The organism is Marinomonas sp. 63XJN7_9_ISO-PGPR-S23-217, assembly GCF_056173515.1.
The window spans coordinates 2486898-2504902 of record NZ_CM149678.1 but is presented as its reverse complement, the minus strand read 5'-3'; the positions used below and the strand labels follow the sequence as shown (position 1 = coordinate 2504902).

Sequence of the window (18005 nt, the reverse complement as noted above, 5' to 3'; positions counted from 1 at the left end):
TTATGCTTCAATTAATAATATAGAAAATTAGGTGGCATCTCCACCAGCCGCACCTCGGCACACAAGTCCACCGCTGTGGCTGCTTCCTTCCGGACCTGACCAGATTAACGGTTTATTGTTGCGAGGGGACCAGCAGAGACACCATAAAGGAGGCCTGTTGACCTTGGGGCGAGATTATACGCATCTAATCTGAGATATCAACACGCTTTTTTAACTTTTTCAAACGCTTAGGCTTTCCTTTCATCAAATAGATGTTTTGGTCCACTCACCCTTCTCTGCTCCCTACTAACTTCACTCAGCACCCTGCTAACGAAGAAAAGTCACTTAAAGGGTAAAATGCACTTTCTATCCATGCTCTTAGAGGACTTGTCTATAGTCGCAAACTCACTGTTTACGGTATTATTTGCGTATTTGCTGTAATATATGCGCCATTATGAATAAAGGAGTGGCTACTTGAAGCTATTTGTTAACAACCTGACTCAGGTCGATCTATCCTATTTTGATGCCCAACGTGGCCTTTTAGGTGAAAGCTGGCAAACAGACGTCGTGCTAACAGGTAAATTAAACGACGAGAGCATGATTTGCGATTTCAGCATCGTTAAAAAGCAAATTAAAAAATGGTTGGACGAGCATATCGACCATATGCTGGCGATTCCTGTGAATCATCCCAACGCTCATATTACGGATATGACTCAAGGCCGTGTGTCCTTTCAATTTGATCACGACGATGGAAGCCGTTTTCGCTGCGATGCTCCTGCACAAGCCATTTGCGCCCTCCCCATGGAGAGTATCACGCCACAAACCGCCGCCAGTTGGGTAGAATCACAGATTCTGGATTTGTTACCTGCTGAATTAGAAGCGGTCAGTATTCGCTTTACACCAGAGAATATCGAGGGTGCACAGTATCAATACAGCCATGGTTTGAAAAAACACGCAGGCAATTGTCAGCGCATCGCCCACGGTCATCGTTCCACCATTAAGATCTATAGCGATGGTCAGCAAGATAGTGAGTTGGAAAAACAATGGGCAGCGCGTTGGCATGATATTTATCTCGGTACCGAAGACGATTTACTGGGTATCATTGAAGAGCATGGTCATCACTATCACCATTTCGGTTATGTCAGTCAGCAAGGCTTTTTCGAGCTGACCATTAACAGTCAGCAAGTTTATATGCTGACTTGCGACACCACCGTTGAATCCTTGTCTGCCCATATCGCAGAGACACTAGCGGAAGAAAATCCCGGCAAACACATCGAAGTGCATGCCTTTGAAGGGATTGGCAAAGGGGCGATTTCTGAAAAAATATTCCTTAAGGACGTCGGCGCATGAGCTTAAAAGACTACGAACACCTAAAAAAAGGTGAAACCTTCTCCCTAGACACTCTCTTTGCGAATTTAAAGACGGACAAAGACGGTCTCGTCGCGGCCATTGCCCAGCAACATGATACTGGCGAAGTCTTGATGCTCGCTTATATGAATGAAAAGTCCATTCGTGAAACCCTAGCAACGGGTCAAGTGTGCTATTGGTCACGCTCTCGTCAAACCTACTGGCGCAAAGGTGAAAGCTCTGGTCATCGCCAATCTTTAGTGTCTATGTCTTTTGATTGTGACGGCGATGCCATTTTATTGCAGGTTGATCAAACGGGACCGGCTTGCCATACCAACAGGCGGGATTGCTTCTTCTTTAAAGTAGACGGTGATCATATCGTTGTTGACTCGGCACCAATTGACAAATAAGACAAGCCAGAAAACTCAAGCTTGCTCCTAATAACTTCTTGTTCTTAGGGCAAGTTTGGCGCTCTTCTTTTGCCTGTTTGCTGTGCTTGTCGTGTTATTCTGCTTCTCCATTTTTGACTTCATCACTCTATTTTTATCCCTTCGATTAAGACAAAAGCGTCTTTAAGCCATTTTTTAATAGACAATATTATTTGTAAAGTATTAGACTGATTGTGTCTTAAAGGTGTAAGTTCATGTAAATATGTGAATTTTACACGGAAGTAAGAATGATGCCTCATGACAATAACATAACAATAACAAGCCCCCTCTCTTAATGAATATATAAATGACCTTCCCATAACTAACCAAGATTCCGAAAGGTGTTATTGTGAAAAATATTTCAGTTCGCACCAAGATATTATCAATTATTGCGCTCTTTACCCTAGTCATCATTGGAACCAATCTCAACTCTGCCATTTCTAGCCGTCAGGTATCGTCTGATTTGCAAACCTTATCAAGTCAAAGCTTAGATCTGCTCCGTAATCTCGAAAAAAGTAGGCAGTTATTGCTTCAACAATCCGTGGAGTTTGAACGCGGGTACTTCCAAGTATTAATAGCGAAATCCATGGGTAACTATGGCAAGGATAGAATCCAAAAGTCTGAGAGCAAATTTAAAAGTTATACAAGCCAACTTTTTGATAGCATCCAGAAAGTAAAAGACACCTTGGCAAACATGCCAAAAAATCAGCTAAAGACGGATCTAGTAACGCAAATCAACGATCTAGAACAGCTCCAAAACAACTTTTTAAAGGCTTCCCTAGAAACCTATTCATGGTGGATCAAACTCAACACAATGAAAGCGAACAATCCTAGAAAAGTAGCCGCCGCGACCTTGCAAAAGATCAATGCAACGATGGAGGTTATTCTCCCAGCGATTGATCAATACGAAGAAAGCCTCGCCACTGATAAAAAGAAAGAACTTAATCAAAACATTTATACTGGCTCAGGCATTGCCGGAGCATTGATTATCATAGGTATTATTATCAGCTGGTTTATTATTAATGGCATCTGTACACCGCTAAAGCAGGCAGTCAAACGGGCGGAAGAAATTGCCTCAGGCGAATTAATCAACACCAGCAATAAGCAAAGCAAGCCTCGAAAAGATGAAATAGGGGCGCTTGAAAATGCCATGAACAAGCTGGTGGAGCAATTAAGCGGCATTCTCCACGAGGTCGCCGAATCCAGTAACAAACTAACTAGCGCGGCCCACCACCTTAATAGCATTACCGACGACTCCTCCAAAATGGTAGAACAGCAACATCGGGAGACTTCCCAAATATCGCATGCGGTACAAGAAATTCAATCTACCGCCACCCATGTGTCTGAATCTACATTTGATGCCCGTGAAGCTGCACTAGTTGCCGAAGAAGCAGCCACGAGTGGTACTAAAATTGTCAATGACACCATAGGTAGTATTACTCAACTGGCGCAAGAACTTGAAAGCTCAGTCAACAGTATTAACGAACTACACGAAAACACTCATGAAATCAGTAATATTCTAAATGTGATTCTGGACATTGCGGAACGAACGAATTTACTGGCCCTCAATGCGGCCATTGAAGCGGCAAGAGCTGGCGAGCAAGGTCGAGGGTTTGCAGTGGTGGCCGATGAGGTACGCCAGCTTTCCCATAATACTCACGGCGCTACTCAACAAATTGAGCAAATGATCAACCGACTACAAAGCGGCGCTGCCAGTGCCGTTGAATCCATGAACATCAGCCACGGACGCTCGCTTCAAGCTGTCGAACATGTCAAAAACGAAGAAGCTTCTCTTGCAAATATTCATCAGTCAGTATCCAAGATCCGCGACATGAACGATCGCATTTCCACCACAGCGGAGGAACAAGCACAGGTCACCAAAGAAGTAAGTCAGAACGTGATGAACATTACCGACATCGCCACGAAAACAACCGATTCCATTCACTCCATCAGTGAATCAGCAGAACAATTAGCCGACCTAGCCAGTCAACTTTCCACAAAAATTCGCTATTTTAATGTATAAAATCCTATACAATAATCTAATCACTATATAAGGAAGGTATTTCACCTTCCTATTTTATTTTGGAGATAAGCATAAATGTGTCGCTGGATGGCATATCAAGGTGACCCAGTCTACCTTGAGTCCCTACTATTTGAACCGGACCACTCTCTTATTCATCAAAGCTTAAGTGCCCGAAAATCCGAAGTCACTGTCAACGCAGACGGCTTTGGCCTAGGCTGGTATGACGAACGAGAAGAGCCAGGTCTCTACCATGAGATTTTACCTGCCTGGAGTGATTGCAATCTAAAAAGTCTTGCACGTCATATCAAAAGCGGGTTGTTTTTTGCCCATGTCCGCGCATCAACAGGTACAGCTACCAACCGTTCAAACTGCCACCCTTTTGGCTATAAAAACTGGCTGTTTATGCATAATGGCCAAATTGGCGACTACGAAGCATTACGCTGGCATTTAGATCGCTTAATACCCGAGTATTTGTATAACGAACGAAGAGGCGCAACCGATTCAGAGGTCATTTTTCTTTTGATGGTTGCCAATGGCCTTGAGACGGATCCAGAAAACGCGATCTCTAAGACCATTGAGCAAATTCTGGTATTGATGGGCAGTAAAAACATTACCGAACCGTTTCGTTTTACTGCCGTATTGTCTAACGGAAAAGAGCTGTTTGCTGTGCGTTTTTCCAGTGATGAACATTCTCCCAGCCTATATTGCAAAGCCTTCGATAAACACATTGTAATTGGCTCTGAACCTTTGGAACTATCTGGAGAGGGCTGGACATTAATACCAGAGGGACACATGGCTAGGGTCGCCAGTCAACAGTACATTACCCAACCACTGCCCTATTTTCTGACCGAGTTGGCCTCTCGCCCCCAACAATAACCCAAGCGGTTTTGATAAAGAGATTACATGCAACGCATAACCATAATATCATATTGTGGTTATGCTAACCTGAGAATGATCCTCCGCCTCTATTGCACCGCCTAAACGAGCTAATTCCTTGCTTTATGTAATAAAATGACCGCAAACAACTTTATTGGAATGATTATTCAGTCTAAAATTATCATTCAAGGCTATATAACAGAGACCAGACTATGTCGAAAGTGGATGATAAACGATTATTGGTAAAAATTGCGACGCTGTATTATCAAGATGGCCTAAAGCAGGCGCAAATCGCCGACAAACTGCGTTTATCACAATCTCAGGTCTCTCGCTCCATTACCCGATGTTTGAAGGAAGGCATCGTTAAAATCAATGTTGTGCAGCCCCCCAATGTTTTTATTGCATTAGAACATACCATCCAACAGACATTTAGTGTCCCCAATGTTATTGTCGTTGATGTTGAGGATAACCCAACTGACCATACCATTAAGCGCGCTATCGGCTCTGCAGCTGCCTACTATTTAGAAAACTCCTTGAAAAAAAGTGATCTCATTGGTATTTCATCTTGGAGCGATACCATTCGATCAATGGTTGACTCTTTAACACCGGGTAAAATTCAAGCTAAAGGCGTGATCCAATTATTAGGTGGTGTCGGCCACAATGGCAATATTCAAGCAACGATTTTAACGCAAACCATGGCAGACATTTTATCTTGTCCGGCCCATATGTTACCAGCCCAGAGTATCGAGCAATCAGTGGATGAGAAAGAGAAGCTTCTCAACACCAGCGGAGTCTCCGAAGTGGTGGCCATGTTTGATGACGTTAACATCGCAATCGTTGGTATTGGCTTGCTCGAACCGTCCAACCTACTTCGTAATTCTGGTAATTACTACGATAAAACAACATTAAAAATGCTAGCAGATAGAGGAGCAGTCGGTGATATTAGCTTGCATTATTACAATGCTAGCGGTGTGGATGTACTAGAACCGTCTGAAAATCCTGTCATTGGCATGACATTAAATCAATTACAGCATTGTGAACACGTCGTTGGTGTGGCTGGAGGCATTGATAAAGTTGAGGCCATCAAGGGGGCCCTTAGAGGTGGTTATATTGATGTTCTGATTACGGATCGAGTCACGGCGGAAGCCATTATTCGTCGCTAGCACTTAGTGAAGAACCCATCTAATAGGCGATACAACACTAAGCGCTTTCCATTCACTTCACAGTGTTTAGGCGACACTTTTCGACCGCTAACTTCCAGCCACCATAACGGGTTTGCCAAAAATCGTACTGATCTTTATTTGGCTCAAACAGTGTTACGGACATTTCTAATAACGCACATAACCCATGCTTGTCCCACCAACCGATGGCTAAACCCGCTAAATAGGCGGCTCCTATAGCAGACACTTCAGCCGTATCACCGCGTCTGATTTGCACGCCAAGCAAATCTGCTTGGGCCTGCATTAGCCAATCATTACTCGTCGGCCCACCATCAACACATAAGCATTCTATGGCTTCACCAAGCTCTTGCCTAATTACATGAAACACATCGGCTACTTGAAAGATCACCGACTCAAAAGCAGATTGAGCGATATCAGCACGATGTGTGGAGCTTTTTAAGCCACTAAAAATCCCAGTCGCCTCCAGATCCCAATGGGGAGCTCCGAGTCCTGATAACGCAGGGACAAAAAACACCGTATGGTTTTTATGGGCCTGAGACGCCAATGTACACATCTCCTCCATCGACTGAACGCCTAAAATATTGCGCGTCCATTCGATGGCAGATCCGGTGTGCGTAATATTGCCCTCTAAGCCATAAAAAGTCTCAGAGTCATTCCAAGCAATCGTCGTACTGACCTCGTTACGTATCGTAGGCAAGCTTGGCATCGCCGCCATAATAGAACTACCTGTACCATACGTTGCTTTGACTACCCCTTTTTCATAACCACCATGCCCATATAGGGCAGCATGGGAATCGCCAATCTGCGCCGCAATAGGAATACCAGCAGGCAGCAAACCAAATGGTTTGGTTCTGGCAACCACTTTTGCAGAAGGTTCCACTCTGGGCAGCACCTTTTCTGGAATACCTAACTGATCTAAAATCACCCTATCCCATACACACTCACGAATATTAAACAACTGTGTACGTGATGCATTAGAGACATCGGTTACAAACATCTGATTGCTCATATTCCAGATCATCCAGGTATTAATCGTCCCAACACAGATCTCTCCTTTTCCCGCACGGGCATGCCCATCAGGAATATCATGCAAAGACATGGCAATTTTGGTGGCGGGAAACATAGGATCAAGCGTTAAGCCTGTGCTGTGTTGCACATACTCGCTGAATTGAGTGTCTTTTCTAAGGCTATTACAGTATGACTCTGAACGACGACACTGCCAACTCATCACATTCGTCAGTGGCTTACCAGACTGTCGATCCCACACCAAGACAGACTCCCGTTGGTTACTAATCGCGACCGCCTCAATCTCCACAGGCTCATTAGTAGAGTTTAATACTAAATCAATGGACGCTTTTACCTTCTCTATTAACTCATAAGGATCTTGTTCAACCACCCCCTCAGATGGGTAATGGATGGATAAAGGTACTGAGCTTTTCGCTATCACTTTGCCAGCCCTATTGAGAAGGAGGGATTTAACATTTGTCGTCCCCTCGTCAATTGTCAAAATAGCACTAGGCATGGTTGACCTCGTTCTGTCCTAAGTTAAGACAAACCTCAACAAGGCTAGCACTATCGATAGACAGCTGTTCACGTGTGAACTGTCGACTACCTGCCGCCGCATAGTATCCATCTTGAACCCCAAGTCGTAGTAAACTGGCCGGAATAGCCTTCTCCGCCATCACTTCAGACACAATACTGCCCAACCCTCCGTTTATATTATGTTCTTCTACGGTCACCACATGAGGTGCCCCCTGTAACATTGCCGTAAGCGCTTGTCGATTAAGAGGTCGTATGGAAGAGACATTAACCACGGAGACGGCAATGCCTTTTTCCGCCAGTCGATTAGCAGCCTCAACCGCTTCATGTACCACAGACCCTAAAGCACAAATAACCACGTCCTTACCTTGATGTAATAAAGTTGGCTCACCAGGCACAAATTGATGATGTGCATCATGCAGTACGGGTAAGGGTTTACCATCCATACGAATGTAAACGGGTCCTTGATAACGAATGGCGTAATCGATGATTTGTTTGCATTCTATAGGGCAACTGGGAGCAAATATTTGGATATTACCAAAGCCTCGCATGATGCTAATGTCGTCAATAGCATGGTGCGTGCTCGCTAATGGGCCGTAACTTGCTCCTGAATTTAGTCCAAACAATTTCACATTCGTATTGTTATAACAAATGTCCACTTTTACCTGTTCATTCGCACGTGAAATAAGAAATGGTGCTGCGTTACAGGTGGCAGCCACTTTACCAGCCAAGGCTAAGCCCGCCGCAGTACTGACCATAACTTGCTCAGCAATCCCAACGTTTACCAAGCGCTCAGGAAAAGCGTCAACAAAAGGTTGGATTTTAGAGGTGGATGTGGAGTCCGCCACGACCGGAATAAGATCAACGCCCTGGTTAACGGCCTCAATAAAGCACTGCACCATAATATTGGCAAAATGTTCAGCATTAGACATCACTTAACTCCTCTAGTGCTCGGGTAACTTCATCGCCTTTGGGTACTCGATGGTGCCACTCAGAACGTCCAGCAATAAATGAGACGCCTGCGCCTTTCGTTGTATTCGCAATAATGACATTTGGCCGACCATCATAAGTGAGGTTTTCTAGGGTGTTAACAACCGAATCAATGTTATTCCCATCACATTGAGACACCTTAAAACCAAACGCTTGCCATTTTTCATCTAAAGGATCCGTTTTCATAATGACATCTGTTTCACCCGCTAACTGCAGTTTATTTTTATCATTAATAACAATCAGGTTATCCAACTTGTAATGAGTTGCGACGAGAGCTGCTTCCCAATTACTGCCTTCTGCTAGCTCGCCATCCCCTGTTACGACGTATACTTTTCGACTACTGCCATCACGCTTCGCAGCTAGAGCAACACCGACAGCAACTGGCAAGCCATGCCCCAAAGCCCCTGTATTTAATTCAACACCAGGGGTCTTTTGTCTAACCGGATGTCCTGGTAAATGGGAGTCATTGTGTTGATAATCAGACAACCATTCTTCAGGAAAGTAGCCTGCCTCTGCCAATACACAATAGTAGCCGCCAGCCGCATGCCCCTTTGACTGGATATACACATCTCGTGTTGGATCATCCAGTCTATCGGGCGCGCAGTTGAGTATTCTAAAATAAAGAGAGGTCACAATTTCGACTTGAGACAAATCCGCCCCAGTATGCCCACCTGCAGGACTGCTAGCATTCATTTTGATAATTCTGCGTCGAATGGATCGTGCCCGACTTTCAAGCGCTTTGGTTTCTAATCCGAAGGGATTCATAGATCCTCCTTTGAATTTTTTTTCTTTTATGAATATTTATGCTAAAGGGTAAAAAAAATTACGCCACTACCAGCAAACAAAGCCCCCATCGACAAGTAAATCCACGCCGGTACAAAAAGACGACGCATCGGAGGCTAAGAAAATAGCAGGCCCCGCCATTTCCTCGACTTTAGCCATGCGTCCCATTGGGGTCTGCTCTTCAAACTGCTGAGTTTGATGGACCATCTCTGGACGTGTATTCATAGGTGTCGCGGTATAGCCAGGGCTAATCGAATTGACTCGAATATTTTTAGTAACCCATTCCATGGCCAAACTCTTCGATAAATGAATAACGCCCGCTTTAGAGGTATTATAATGAGCTTGCTCAAGACCCCGATTCACGATAATGCCAGACATAGACGCAATGTTGACAATAGAACCACCGCCATTTTTTTCCATTAAAGACGCTTCCGCTTTACAAGAATTCCAAACACCTGTCAGGTTAATATCGATAACGCGCTGCCATTGGTCTCTCTGCATGTCAGAAGCCGGATTGGCATTCGCGATCCCCGCTGCATTCACGGCTATATCAAGACGCTTAAAGATTTTTTCTGTGAAGCTAATCGCGTCTTTTAGAACTTGTTCGCGACACACATCGCCAACAAATAAAGCGGCTTGCCCTCCCATTTGAATGATATCCTCAACCGTTTTATTTAAACCATCTTCATGTAAATCAAAACACACCACCTTGGCACCCGCACTGGCTAGTCCCTTAGCAATACATTGACCAATACCGCTCCCCGCACCCGTTACGAAAGCAACACGACCGGTTAAACAGAATAAATTTTGAGCAAAATCTTTTGTTATCATTTTATTGCAAGCTCCATTACTGATAATTGATTAGCCTCTTCGCAAGAAAGGGTTCCTTGCTGCTCACCGTGGGCTAACACCATGACACGGTTGGACAAACCTAACACTTCGTCTAAGTCTGAACTCACCACGATAACGGCCATCCCTTCTTTTGCTAACCCTGAGATGACCTCATATATAGAGGCTCTAGCACCAACATCGATACCACGAGTCGGTTCATCTAAAATAAACAATTTAGGTTTTCGAGCGATCCATTTGGCAATAAGCACTTTTTGTTGATTACCTCCAGACAGGCTCGCTGTGGCATTTTCGACTTGCCCCTTTGTGCCCATCACATCAATGGCAGACTTAGAGAAACGCTCAATCGCAGAGGGAAATGCCCAACCGCCACTATTAAGCATGTCAAAATTGCCATACATGACGTTATCACCAATTTTATGTTCGACCACCAATCCCTGTTGTTTGCGATCTTCCGGCACAAGCACAATACCTTTGTCCATGGCAGCACGCGGATTGGGCAGGTCTATTTTTTCCCCTTCCAGAAAAATATCTCCGGAGTCAATCTTATCGGCACCAAAAATAGCACGAACCAACTCCGTTCTCCCTGCACCGACGATGCCCGAAATCCCAAGTATTTCACAGGCACACACCTGAAAAGAAATGTTTTTAAATTTATCCGAGCATAATTTTTCTACCCGTAATATTTCTTTTTTTGTGGGCGTTGATAAAGGTGGGAACATACGATCTACATTGCGCCCTACCATTTCCGTCACAATCTCTTTGACTGGTATATTGCCCGTTTTATGCACCGCAACTAAATTGCCATCGCGAACCACTGCAATACGGTCGGCGATGCGTTTAATTTCCTCCATGCGGTGCGAAATATAGATAAATCCCACCCCCTCTTTTTTTAATCGCTCAACTTGTTCAAACAGCCGATCTACCTCTTTGCCACCTAAAGCTGCCGTGGGTTCATCTAGAATCAAAAGCTCCGCTTTGTGGGCCAAGGCTTTAGCTATTTCTACCTGCTGCTGAGCCGCGACTCGAAGATCCCGTACTTTAGTGTCTGGTGAGACATCCAACCCCAGTCTGTCCAGTTGCACCCTTGTCTCAAGGAACATTTTTTCACGGTCTATACAACCGCCCTTCATCGGTTGCCGACCAATAAAGATATTTTCAGCAATGCTGAGATCGGGAAGCAAACGAATCTCTTGGTGAATCAAGCGAATACCGTAACTTAAACCTTCTCTGGGCGTTTTAGGAGCATATGCAGAGCCTTTCCATGTCATTGAGCCTTCTGTTGGCACAATGACACCGCAAATAATGTTGGAAAGGGTCGATTTACCCGCACCATTTTCCCCTAATAATGCGACCACTTCACCGGGATAAATATCTAACGTAATATCATTTAACACACGCGTATTGCCGAATTTTTTTCCAATTCCTTTAATCGAAAGGCTCGGTTGTGAGCCTTTCTCAGCAATAGAAATTGGCCCAGTATCTGTCTGTAAAACGGACATATACATCACCTCTTTTTCCATCTGCTACGGATGATTCGCAATAAATTTTTTCACGTTCGCCTTGGTGGTTAATGTGCCTTTTAGCAGCTGTTCTTTAGGAACGGGCTCTCCTTTAATCAGCTTAACCGCTGAGGTCACTGCCAAACGCCCCATGCGCTGAGTTTGTTGTGTCATTGTGGCAGCAAGCACACCGTTTTCTACGGCTTGAAGACCAGCATAATCGCCATCAAACCCGACAATAATCAGCTTCTCACCAGCTACTTTGGCTGCCTGAGCTGCCCCTAAAGCGAGCGCATCAGCCTGCCCGAAAATGACATTAATAGTTGGGTTGCGCTGTAACATATCTTGGCCGATCTTAAACCCTTCATCCTGAGCCCATTGATTACTGGCCTGTCTTTCCACCACTTTCATCTTCGGATACTGATTGATTGCCTCCATAAACCCTTTAGAGCGCTCAATTTGCGGAGTCGTCCCTATTTGTCCCTGAATAATACCGATATTGGCTTTATCATGGGTCAGTTTTGCCACATAGTTCCCCAGCGCACGCGCTGCGGCGACGGAGTCGGTCGCAATAAAGGTGTCTCCAGGTGCACCCGCTGGATTACGGTCTACGGTGACAACGGGGATACCTGCTGCTTTAGCAGCTTTAACAGGAACAGAAGCGGCGGTAGCACCTGCAGGAATATAGATAATGGCGTTGACCTGTCGTGTAATCAAATCTTGGATTTGGTTTACTTGGGTAGCACTGTCCCCTCGCGCATCGACAGTGATGATTTTGCAACCCACTACCTTGCCCTCATCCTGCGCTGATAGTTTTATTTGGTTGAAAAAGTCTGCCTGTAGGTTGGCGACAGCTAAACCAATCGTACACTTATTCGATGCATAAGCATTACCTGTGAAGGCGGCGAAGGTAAGCAAGCTCACACCAGCAATTTTTGATAATTTAGAATACATATTTTATCTCCAGTATTATTATTTTTTTATATCGGAAAGCAGAAAAGTATTGCTAACGAGACTTTCTGCGCATCGTATCAAAGGACACCGCCACCGCGATTACCACTCCAATGATGACCATTTGGAAAAATGGGGACACACCTAACAGGTTTAACCCATTCCTCAAAATACCAATAATCAAGACACCAACAATGGTTCCAGCAATGCTGCCTACGCCACCATTTAAACTGGCACCACCGATGACAACAGCCGCAATGGTATCCAGCTCTAAGCCCACCCCAGCGCTTGGTTGAGATGAGTCCAACCGTGCCATTAGCGTCATCGCAGCAATCCCAGCCAATAGGCCTGAAACGCCATAGACAATTAAGGTTATTTTGTTTACTGCAATACCTGATAAACGAGCGACCTCTGTGCTACCACCAATCGCATAAAGATTACGTCCATTGGCGCGAAAGCGAAGGTACAGCCCCGCTAACACGGCAAGCACCACAAACAACAACATGGTAATAGAGACAAAACCGAACAGACGCACCGTTGCGAAGTTGGTAAACCAGTCAGGATAGCCAACCACTTGTCTGCCATCAGTCAGTAAATTGGCGATTCCCCGCGCAACGGACATCATGGCAAGTGTTGCGATAAAAGCGGGTAATTTGGCCCAAATAATGAGCAAACCGGAGCACAGACCACACAACGCGCCAGTCATAATGCCCAGAAAAATAGACACTTCTAAAGGCAGCCCAACAATGCGCTCTAGCCAACCGGCCATCATCATGGCTAACGCTAAAGACGACCCGACGGATAGATCGATACCCCCAATGATGATGACTGCCGTCATGCCGATAGAAACAATGCCTAGGACTGTGATTTGATCGAGAATATTGAGCCAATTTCGAAGCGTGAAAAAATATTCAGAAGAAAGAGAGAACCCCACACACAGTAAAATTAACCCTATTAATGGTCCTTGAACTGATTTTAGCGTCTCAAGAACCAAGTGGCTTTGATAGGACGTTTTATCAGGTTTCGAACCGGAGCCGGTCATAACAGTCTTCATTGCTCACTCCTAATTTTTATTTTTTATAGCATTATGAATATTTATTCATTTTTGTATTTTTATTCTATTTAGCTTGTTATGAAAGTTAATGTTTGTCAATAAGTTCATTTGAAAAATTCAAACAAATTTTCAATTTTTTATTTTTCTATTAAAAATCAATAAGTTAAAAAATAATAAAAGATACAATATATAAAATTTGACTTTTATAGGTTTTTTATTCTATTTTGAATTTTTATTCATATTCGTATAAAGAGGCGCTCAATGGACAATAACAATAAAAAAATGGTCATTTGTGGTGGTAACAAAGGCATTGGTCTTGGCATTACCAAACGGTTTTTAGCGGACGGTTATGATGTTGTCGTTGGCACTATTGATGATGACTACACAGACACACTGAGCATGCTTAATAACCTTTACAACCATCAGATCATTCAGTTTCTTCATTGTGATGTTAGCGAAGTCAAGTCAATTAGCCATTTTTACCAACAGGCTCACCACATACTGGGCCGATTTGATGTTGCCATTAATAATGCTGGTGTAATTCGTATATCTAAGTTAGAAGACCTAACTGAACAAGACTGGGACATCACGTTAGATGTGAACACTAAGGGAATGATGTTTTCATGCAAAGAAGTGATCCAGTATATGAGGGAGGATAAGAAAGGTGGACGGATTATAAACACCGCATCGGGTCAGGCTCGCGATGGCTTCATTTACACACCTCACTATGCCGCTAGCAAATTCGGTGTAATGGGTATGACACAAAGTCTAGCAAAAGAAGTCGCGCAAGATGGCATTACCGTTAATGCTATCTGTCCGGGCATCATTCACACAGATATGTGGGACTATAACGACAGAGTATGGGGTAAACTAATGGGGAATTACCAACCTGGTGAACTCATGGCGACTTGGATAGAAAACATTCCCATGAAACGAGCTGGCAAGGTAGAAGAAGTCGCCGGTTTAGTGGCCTTTCTAGCAGGACCTGATGCCGCTTATATAACCGGTCAAGCCATCAATATTGATGGCGGACTCATTATGTCTTAACCCCGTCACTTAGCCCTCTATTTTAGGGGGCTTTTTGCTTAAGGTTTTCGGTTTTTTTTCCCAACGCAGTTTGATGTCCACTTGTTGGCGATCATCTCCATCTGACGCACTGACTTTTAAGTACAGTAGCCCTTGAGGGCCTAGAGATAAGGTACCTTTATCGTCCGAGAATTCTAATTTACCTTTTCCCAACCCCTTGGAGATGGCTTTTAGTACATCCTGAATATCCTCAGGATCAAGCAAAGCTTCGTGTTTAAATTCGGTTTTTGACTTCATGGTTTATCCATAAATGGCACTTAATTCAGTGGGTTTGAGAACTTTCGCGGTAGGGTAATCACAACTTATGCCTATTAATCCCTGCTTTTTATTGATCAAGGTCGCGCCTATCCCGAAGCCTAAGAGTCCTTCTCGCTGGCGAGAGTGTTCATCAAGGGTAATATCGGCTTCAATATGAATCAGGCCTTTTTTGATGGCAATTCGTTGGCCTTCCTGGCGATTGACATGCCCTTGTACCACAAAGTGAATCCCCGCTTTGTGAATAGCATTCACGCCTCGGTCGGTCAAAGGCAGATCCGCGTCACGATATTTGGTTCTGAACGTATTAGCAATGGAGCTATAGTAAAAACCAAAAAGATCCATATGTTTTAAATTGCGATGGAACGCCTTATTAGCATAGGAAGTGCCATTTTTTAGCAGCAACTCGCCCATGGCATCATCTAATCCTGCGTGTAGAAACAAGAAGGAACCACGCTTTTCCACCAAGCGCATTTTACGGAAAAACCAGTTAAACTCGCCTTTTTTATGCAAAAAAAGCTTTTGACACTGTAGTGCAGCAGCATAAACATGTCTTAACGATAACCCCACCGTATGACAGTGTTGTTCAAAGCTGTTGGCCTTGTTGTGCATCTTATGCACTTCTCGCTCAACCCCTTCCGCCGTTAAAATCCCTGCGGCATGGTAAGGAAACTCTTTAAACCACTTATCATCGGGGAACAGGATTTTACGACAGGTATCCTCATCAGGAATTTTCTTATCCCACTTGGTGCCTTCTAAATACTCTTCGAACACTTCTTTAAATAAGGGAACGACCTTTTTACCCATACGAACAAAAAAATGTTGATTACCAATATTATGCTTTGAGCTTTTTAGCGCCAATAACCCCATCAACAAGCGCAAATCATGGTTCCCTGCCAATAAGGTGACACGCGCACCCAATTTGTATAAATGCTTAACACTGCGCAAAAGAGATAAGTTGCTTGGCCCTTTATCCAGACAATCGCCACCGATAATGATCTCCGTTTTGCGCCCTGCTTTTGTGAGTTTTAAATGCCGTAGACCTGCTTTTTTTTGCTGCACCACACCAGAGGCGATCAAAGAAGCTTCAAAGGCTGTCGCATCCGCATGGGGATCCGAAATAAACACCACAGGACGCTTTGGCCATTTCAATTTACGTTTACGAAATCTATCTGGCATTTTGCTCGGCTTTCTAGCAATCGAATTACAAGAACTTTTATCTTGCGGCCAAGTAGACCATTCTGTAGGCAATCTGGAAATGATGTCACGGTGCTCGTGACGCTCTGAAATGATGGGCAATAAAGATTTTTTCGATTTTTTCGTTGTGGTGTTCTCTTCTACAGTTTGCATGTTAGGTTCTCAGTTCGGGGCTATCAATCAGGTACATCTTGAATCTGGCGCTGTTTCCACTCTCCATAAAGTCGGTTTGGCGCTTGATTATCGGCGAATTCCATGACAATCGGATGGCCGTAATGCATGCTAAATCGTTTAATATCGCAAAAATTTATGACATTAAGATGACAAGCGCCATGGCGAAACGCTGCACCATGACCAATAAACAATTTAATGCCAGCTTCGGCTTTTGCATACCAAGAGCAAATGTGATCCGCCACTCGTTTACCCGCTTGGTTTAATGACTCGGCACCGTCAAAGGGTAAACAATATTCACTGTTAGACTTCCAGTTTTCCGGGGGCAAGTCAAACCTTGGATCCAGTGCCAAAATCCGCTCAATCTCTTTGATCGTCAAATTAGCAACGGCGCCAACACTACGCTCGCACAAGCTAAATGTACTGTGAATACGAGGTTCGCCCAGAAAAAAGGGCCGCAGTTCTTCTATATAAAGCCCTCCTGTCTGGAAGGCTCTTAACAAGGTTGAAGTGTCGACTACAGGATTCAGTCTTTGATTCGTCTGGGTTAACCATTGAGCAAAGGCCCGTGCTTGACGACGTACCTCTTCTTCCCCTTCCGCTGTCAGTGGAAAGGGCTGTAAGGCACTGGGCACATCGGTCAGTTGCTGGTAAGCACCGTGACGAATCAATGCAAATCTTGCTGTCATACTGAATCCATGGAGTCCATAAGAGCAAAGGCTTTATCAAAATCTATTGCCCCTGTTAAACGAAATACTTGTACGCTTTTCAGCGTATCACAGTATGTCTTCACGGAATCACAGGCATATAAATCCGCAAATGCCCCTGATTCGTCCTGATAAAAGGGGCCAGGACGTTTACGCAATCCTTCAATGCTATCCGGCGATCTGTTTAAATCCACACGCTCTAACTGCGTTGGCTGGGTTGACTCTAAAGACCAATCCAACATCACCAAGTTGCTTAACTTGCCAGTTAGCTCAACACGGTTCGGACCGTATTTATCTTCAATTTGCACATCATATTTTTCTTCCAACTGCCATAAATCCTGCTTCGTCATGGTCAACAGTTCTTCCTGTCTGTTAGTTGGTAAGATGGGCTTAAGGCGTTCTGAATTCAGTAACGTACCAGGATTCACCCGTGGTAACTTGGCAACTCCTACTGCTTCGACCCCTTCATCCGATGAGCGCATCAAAATACGGTCATTGGTCAAAAACTGACGATTGGCTTTTTCTAAACAACGTAACATCAGGGTAGATTTTCCGCCCCCTGAACCCGCTGCAATGGCCGTGATGTTGCCGTTCACGCTAAACCCCGCCGCATGTCCCAATAAAAAGCCATTGCGAAGGTGAAGGTTTAAAAATTGATTGTTAATAAAGTTAATAACCTGCGCTAAATTTGCCTGACAAGGCCCAACCACCACCGGGTTTTCAAGTCGCTGTAGCATAAGCATGCCGGTCTTAAACTTTTTAATCCAACGCCCTCCAAACGCACCTTGTTCAGAGAGGTGGTCTAAATAGCCTTCTTTGCGGCCGCGTTTTCCCACTTCTCTTGGCACATCTTGCCAATCCACAGCGGTGGCCACTGCCTCGTGGTCGACCACATACACATCTATGGCGTGGGCGCCCAGTTTTCCTGCACGATAACTTTTATAATACTCGTTGAGTTCCGTTAAAACAGCACGGTTATTACCATGAACTCTTACTGTTAACACGCCAAATATCAGAGTAAGCTGATGCTGACAATTGTCCATCATTGTCTTTAATGTAAGATTATCCAGAGGTCCTTGAGTCATTC

General features: G+C 44.3%; 17 protein-coding genes and 1 other RNA gene. 6 read left to right on the top strand and 12 right to left on the bottom strand.

Going from position 1 to position 18005, the window contains the following annotated elements; translation table 11 throughout:
* Nucleotides 1–38: 38 nt before the first annotated feature.
* Nucleotides 39–135, bottom strand: an RNA gene (ffs, locus tag AC0VYI_RS11690) — signal recognition particle sRNA small type.
* Between the two features lie 318 nt (nt 136–453).
* On the opposite strand from ffs, the gene AC0VYI_RS11685 reads away from it, so the two are divergent.
* From AC0VYI_RS11685 to AC0VYI_RS11665, 5 genes are all read left to right on the top strand, one after another.
* Nucleotides 454–1329 (top strand): hypothetical protein, encoded by an 876-nt coding sequence (locus tag AC0VYI_RS11685; protein ID WP_475449490.1) that lies wholly within the window; start codon nt 454–456, stop codon nt 1327–1329.
* On the top strand, nt 1326–1736 hold the full coding sequence (hisI, locus tag AC0VYI_RS11680) for a phosphoribosyl-AMP cyclohydrolase (protein ID WP_475432293.1): 411 nt from the start codon (nt 1326–1328) through the stop codon (nt 1734–1736). Before AC0VYI_RS11685 ends, hisI begins: the two co-directional genes overlap by 4 nt.
* 367 nt (nt 1737–2103) lie before the next feature.
* A complete protein-coding gene (locus AC0VYI_RS11675; RefSeq protein WP_199478663.1) occupies nt 2104–3777 on the top strand; it encodes a methyl-accepting chemotaxis protein in 1674 nt (557 codons plus the stop codon).
* A gap of 75 nt (nt 3778–3852) precedes the next feature.
* Entirely contained in the window at nt 3853–4653 is an 801-nt protein-coding gene (locus tag AC0VYI_RS11670) for a class II glutamine amidotransferase (protein ID WP_199478662.1), read from the top strand.
* Nucleotides 4654–4865: 212 nt separating this feature from the next.
* Entirely contained in the window at nt 4866–5816 is a 951-nt protein-coding gene (locus AC0VYI_RS11665; protein ID WP_199478661.1) for a sugar-binding transcriptional regulator, read from the top strand.
* 52 nt (nt 5817–5868) lie between these two features.
* Here AC0VYI_RS11665 and AC0VYI_RS11660 read toward each other — a convergent pair whose 3' ends face one another.
* The 7 genes from AC0VYI_RS11660 to AC0VYI_RS11630 form a co-directional block, all read right to left on the bottom strand.
* The gene (locus tag AC0VYI_RS11660; RefSeq protein WP_199478660.1) at nt 5869–7356 is read right to left on the bottom strand and encodes an FGGY family carbohydrate kinase; all 1488 of its coding nucleotides are present in this window, start codon (nt 7354–7356) and stop codon (nt 5869–5871) included.
* Entirely contained in the window at nt 7349–8305 is a 957-nt protein-coding gene (locus AC0VYI_RS11655) for a transketolase family protein (protein ID WP_475449487.1), read from the bottom strand. Before AC0VYI_RS11655 ends, AC0VYI_RS11660 begins: the two co-directional genes overlap by 8 nt.
* A complete protein-coding gene (locus AC0VYI_RS11650; RefSeq protein ID WP_475449485.1) occupies nt 8298–9128 on the bottom strand; it encodes a transketolase in 831 nt (276 codons plus the stop codon). Before AC0VYI_RS11650 ends, AC0VYI_RS11655 begins: the two co-directional genes overlap by 8 nt.
* Before the next feature lie 66 nt (nt 9129–9194).
* A complete protein-coding gene (locus AC0VYI_RS11645) occupies nt 9195–9977 on the bottom strand; it encodes an SDR family oxidoreductase (protein ID WP_199478657.1) in 783 nt (260 codons plus the stop codon).
* Entirely contained in the window at nt 9974–11497 is a 1524-nt protein-coding gene (locus tag AC0VYI_RS11640; protein WP_475449483.1) for a sugar ABC transporter ATP-binding protein, read from the bottom strand. Before AC0VYI_RS11640 ends, AC0VYI_RS11645 begins: the two co-directional genes overlap by 4 nt.
* Nucleotides 11498–11521: 24 nt before the next feature.
* Nucleotides 11522–12451: a substrate-binding domain-containing protein gene (locus tag AC0VYI_RS11635; RefSeq protein ID WP_475449481.1), complete on the bottom strand. Its 930-nt coding sequence runs from the start codon at nt 12449–12451 to the stop codon at nt 11522–11524.
* A 52-nt stretch (nt 12452–12503) separates the two neighbouring features.
* Nucleotides 12504–13502, bottom strand: a complete 999-nt coding sequence (locus tag AC0VYI_RS11630) for an ABC transporter permease (protein WP_233407989.1) — start codon at nt 13500–13502, stop codon at nt 12504–12506.
* Between the two features lie 261 nt (nt 13503–13763).
* Here AC0VYI_RS11630 and AC0VYI_RS11625 point away from each other — a divergent pair, with 261 nt between their 5' ends.
* A complete protein-coding gene (locus tag AC0VYI_RS11625) occupies nt 13764–14549 on the top strand; it encodes an SDR family oxidoreductase (protein ID WP_475449479.1) in 786 nt (261 codons plus the stop codon).
* Nucleotides 14550–14558: 9 nt separating this feature from the next.
* Here AC0VYI_RS11625 and AC0VYI_RS11620 read toward each other — a convergent pair whose 3' ends face one another.
* Genes AC0VYI_RS11620 through AC0VYI_RS11605 form a run of 4 tightly spaced genes read right to left on the bottom strand, consistent with a single transcriptional unit; the run spans nt 14559 to nt 18003 of the window.
* Nucleotides 14559–14825 (bottom strand): amphi-Trp domain-containing protein, encoded by a 267-nt coding sequence (locus AC0VYI_RS11620; protein WP_199476865.1) that lies wholly within the window; start codon nt 14823–14825, stop codon nt 14559–14561.
* Nucleotides 14826–14828: 3 nt separating this feature from the next.
* A complete protein-coding gene (locus AC0VYI_RS11615; protein WP_475449477.1) occupies nt 14829–16193 on the bottom strand; it encodes a metallophosphoesterase in 1365 nt (454 codons plus the stop codon).
* A gap of 23 nt (nt 16194–16216) precedes the next feature.
* A complete protein-coding gene (locus AC0VYI_RS11610) occupies nt 16217–16900 on the bottom strand; it encodes a histidine phosphatase family protein (protein ID WP_475449475.1) in 684 nt (227 codons plus the stop codon).
* Nucleotides 16897–18003: an HprK-related kinase B gene (locus AC0VYI_RS11605; protein ID WP_475449474.1), complete on the bottom strand. Its 1107-nt coding sequence runs from the start codon at nt 18001–18003 to the stop codon at nt 16897–16899. Before AC0VYI_RS11605 ends, AC0VYI_RS11610 begins: the two co-directional genes overlap by 4 nt.
* Between the last annotated feature and the right edge of the window lie 2 nt (nt 18004–18005).

Excerpts from the sequence above, each read along its gene's own strand:
- hisI (WP_475432293.1), top strand. The coding sequence starts at position 1,326 with ATGAGCTTAAAAGACTACGAACACCTAAAAAAAGGTGAAACCTTCTCC.
- AC0VYI_RS11670 (WP_199478662.1), top strand. The coding sequence starts at position 3,853 with ATGTGTCGCTGGATGGCATATCAAGGTGACCCAGTCTACCTTGAGTCC.
- AC0VYI_RS11665 (WP_199478661.1), top strand. The coding sequence starts at position 4,866 with ATGTCGAAAGTGGATGATAAACGATTATTGGTAAAAATTGCGACGCTG.
- AC0VYI_RS11660 (WP_199478660.1), bottom strand. The coding sequence starts at position 7,356 with ATGCCTAGTGCTATTTTGACAATTGACGAGGGGACGACAAATGTTAAA.
- AC0VYI_RS11655 (WP_475449487.1), bottom strand. The coding sequence starts at position 8,305 with ATGTCTAATGCTGAACATTTTGCCAATATTATGGTGCAGTGCTTTATT.
- AC0VYI_RS11650 (WP_475449485.1), bottom strand. The coding sequence starts at position 9,128 with ATGAATCCCTTCGGATTAGAAACCAAAGCGCTTGAAAGTCGGGCACGA.
- AC0VYI_RS11645 (WP_199478657.1), bottom strand. The coding sequence starts at position 9,977 with ATGATAACAAAAGATTTTGCTCAAAATTTATTCTGTTTAACCGGTCGT.
- AC0VYI_RS11640 (WP_475449483.1), bottom strand. The coding sequence starts at position 11,497 with ATGTCCGTTTTACAGACAGATACTGGGCCAATTTCTATTGCTGAGAAA.
- AC0VYI_RS11635 (WP_475449481.1), bottom strand. The coding sequence starts at position 12,451 with ATGTATTCTAAATTATCAAAAATTGCTGGTGTGAGCTTGCTTACCTTC.
- AC0VYI_RS11630 (WP_233407989.1), bottom strand. The coding sequence starts at position 13,502 with ATGAAGACTGTTATGACCGGCTCCGGTTCGAAACCTGATAAAACGTCC.
- AC0VYI_RS11625 (WP_475449479.1), top strand. The coding sequence starts at position 13,764 with ATGGACAATAACAATAAAAAAATGGTCATTTGTGGTGGTAACAAAGGC.
- AC0VYI_RS11620 (WP_199476865.1), bottom strand. The coding sequence starts at position 14,825 with ATGAAGTCAAAAACCGAATTTAAACACGAAGCTTTGCTTGATCCTGAG.
- AC0VYI_RS11615 (WP_475449477.1), bottom strand. The coding sequence starts at position 16,193 with ATGCAAACTGTAGAAGAGAACACCACAACGAAAAAATCGAAAAAATCT.
- AC0VYI_RS11610 (WP_475449475.1), bottom strand. The coding sequence starts at position 16,900 with ATGACAGCAAGATTTGCATTGATTCGTCACGGTGCTTACCAGCAACTG.
- AC0VYI_RS11605 (WP_475449474.1), bottom strand. The coding sequence starts at position 18,003 with ATGACTCAAGGACCTCTGGATAATCTTACATTAAAGACAATGATGGAC.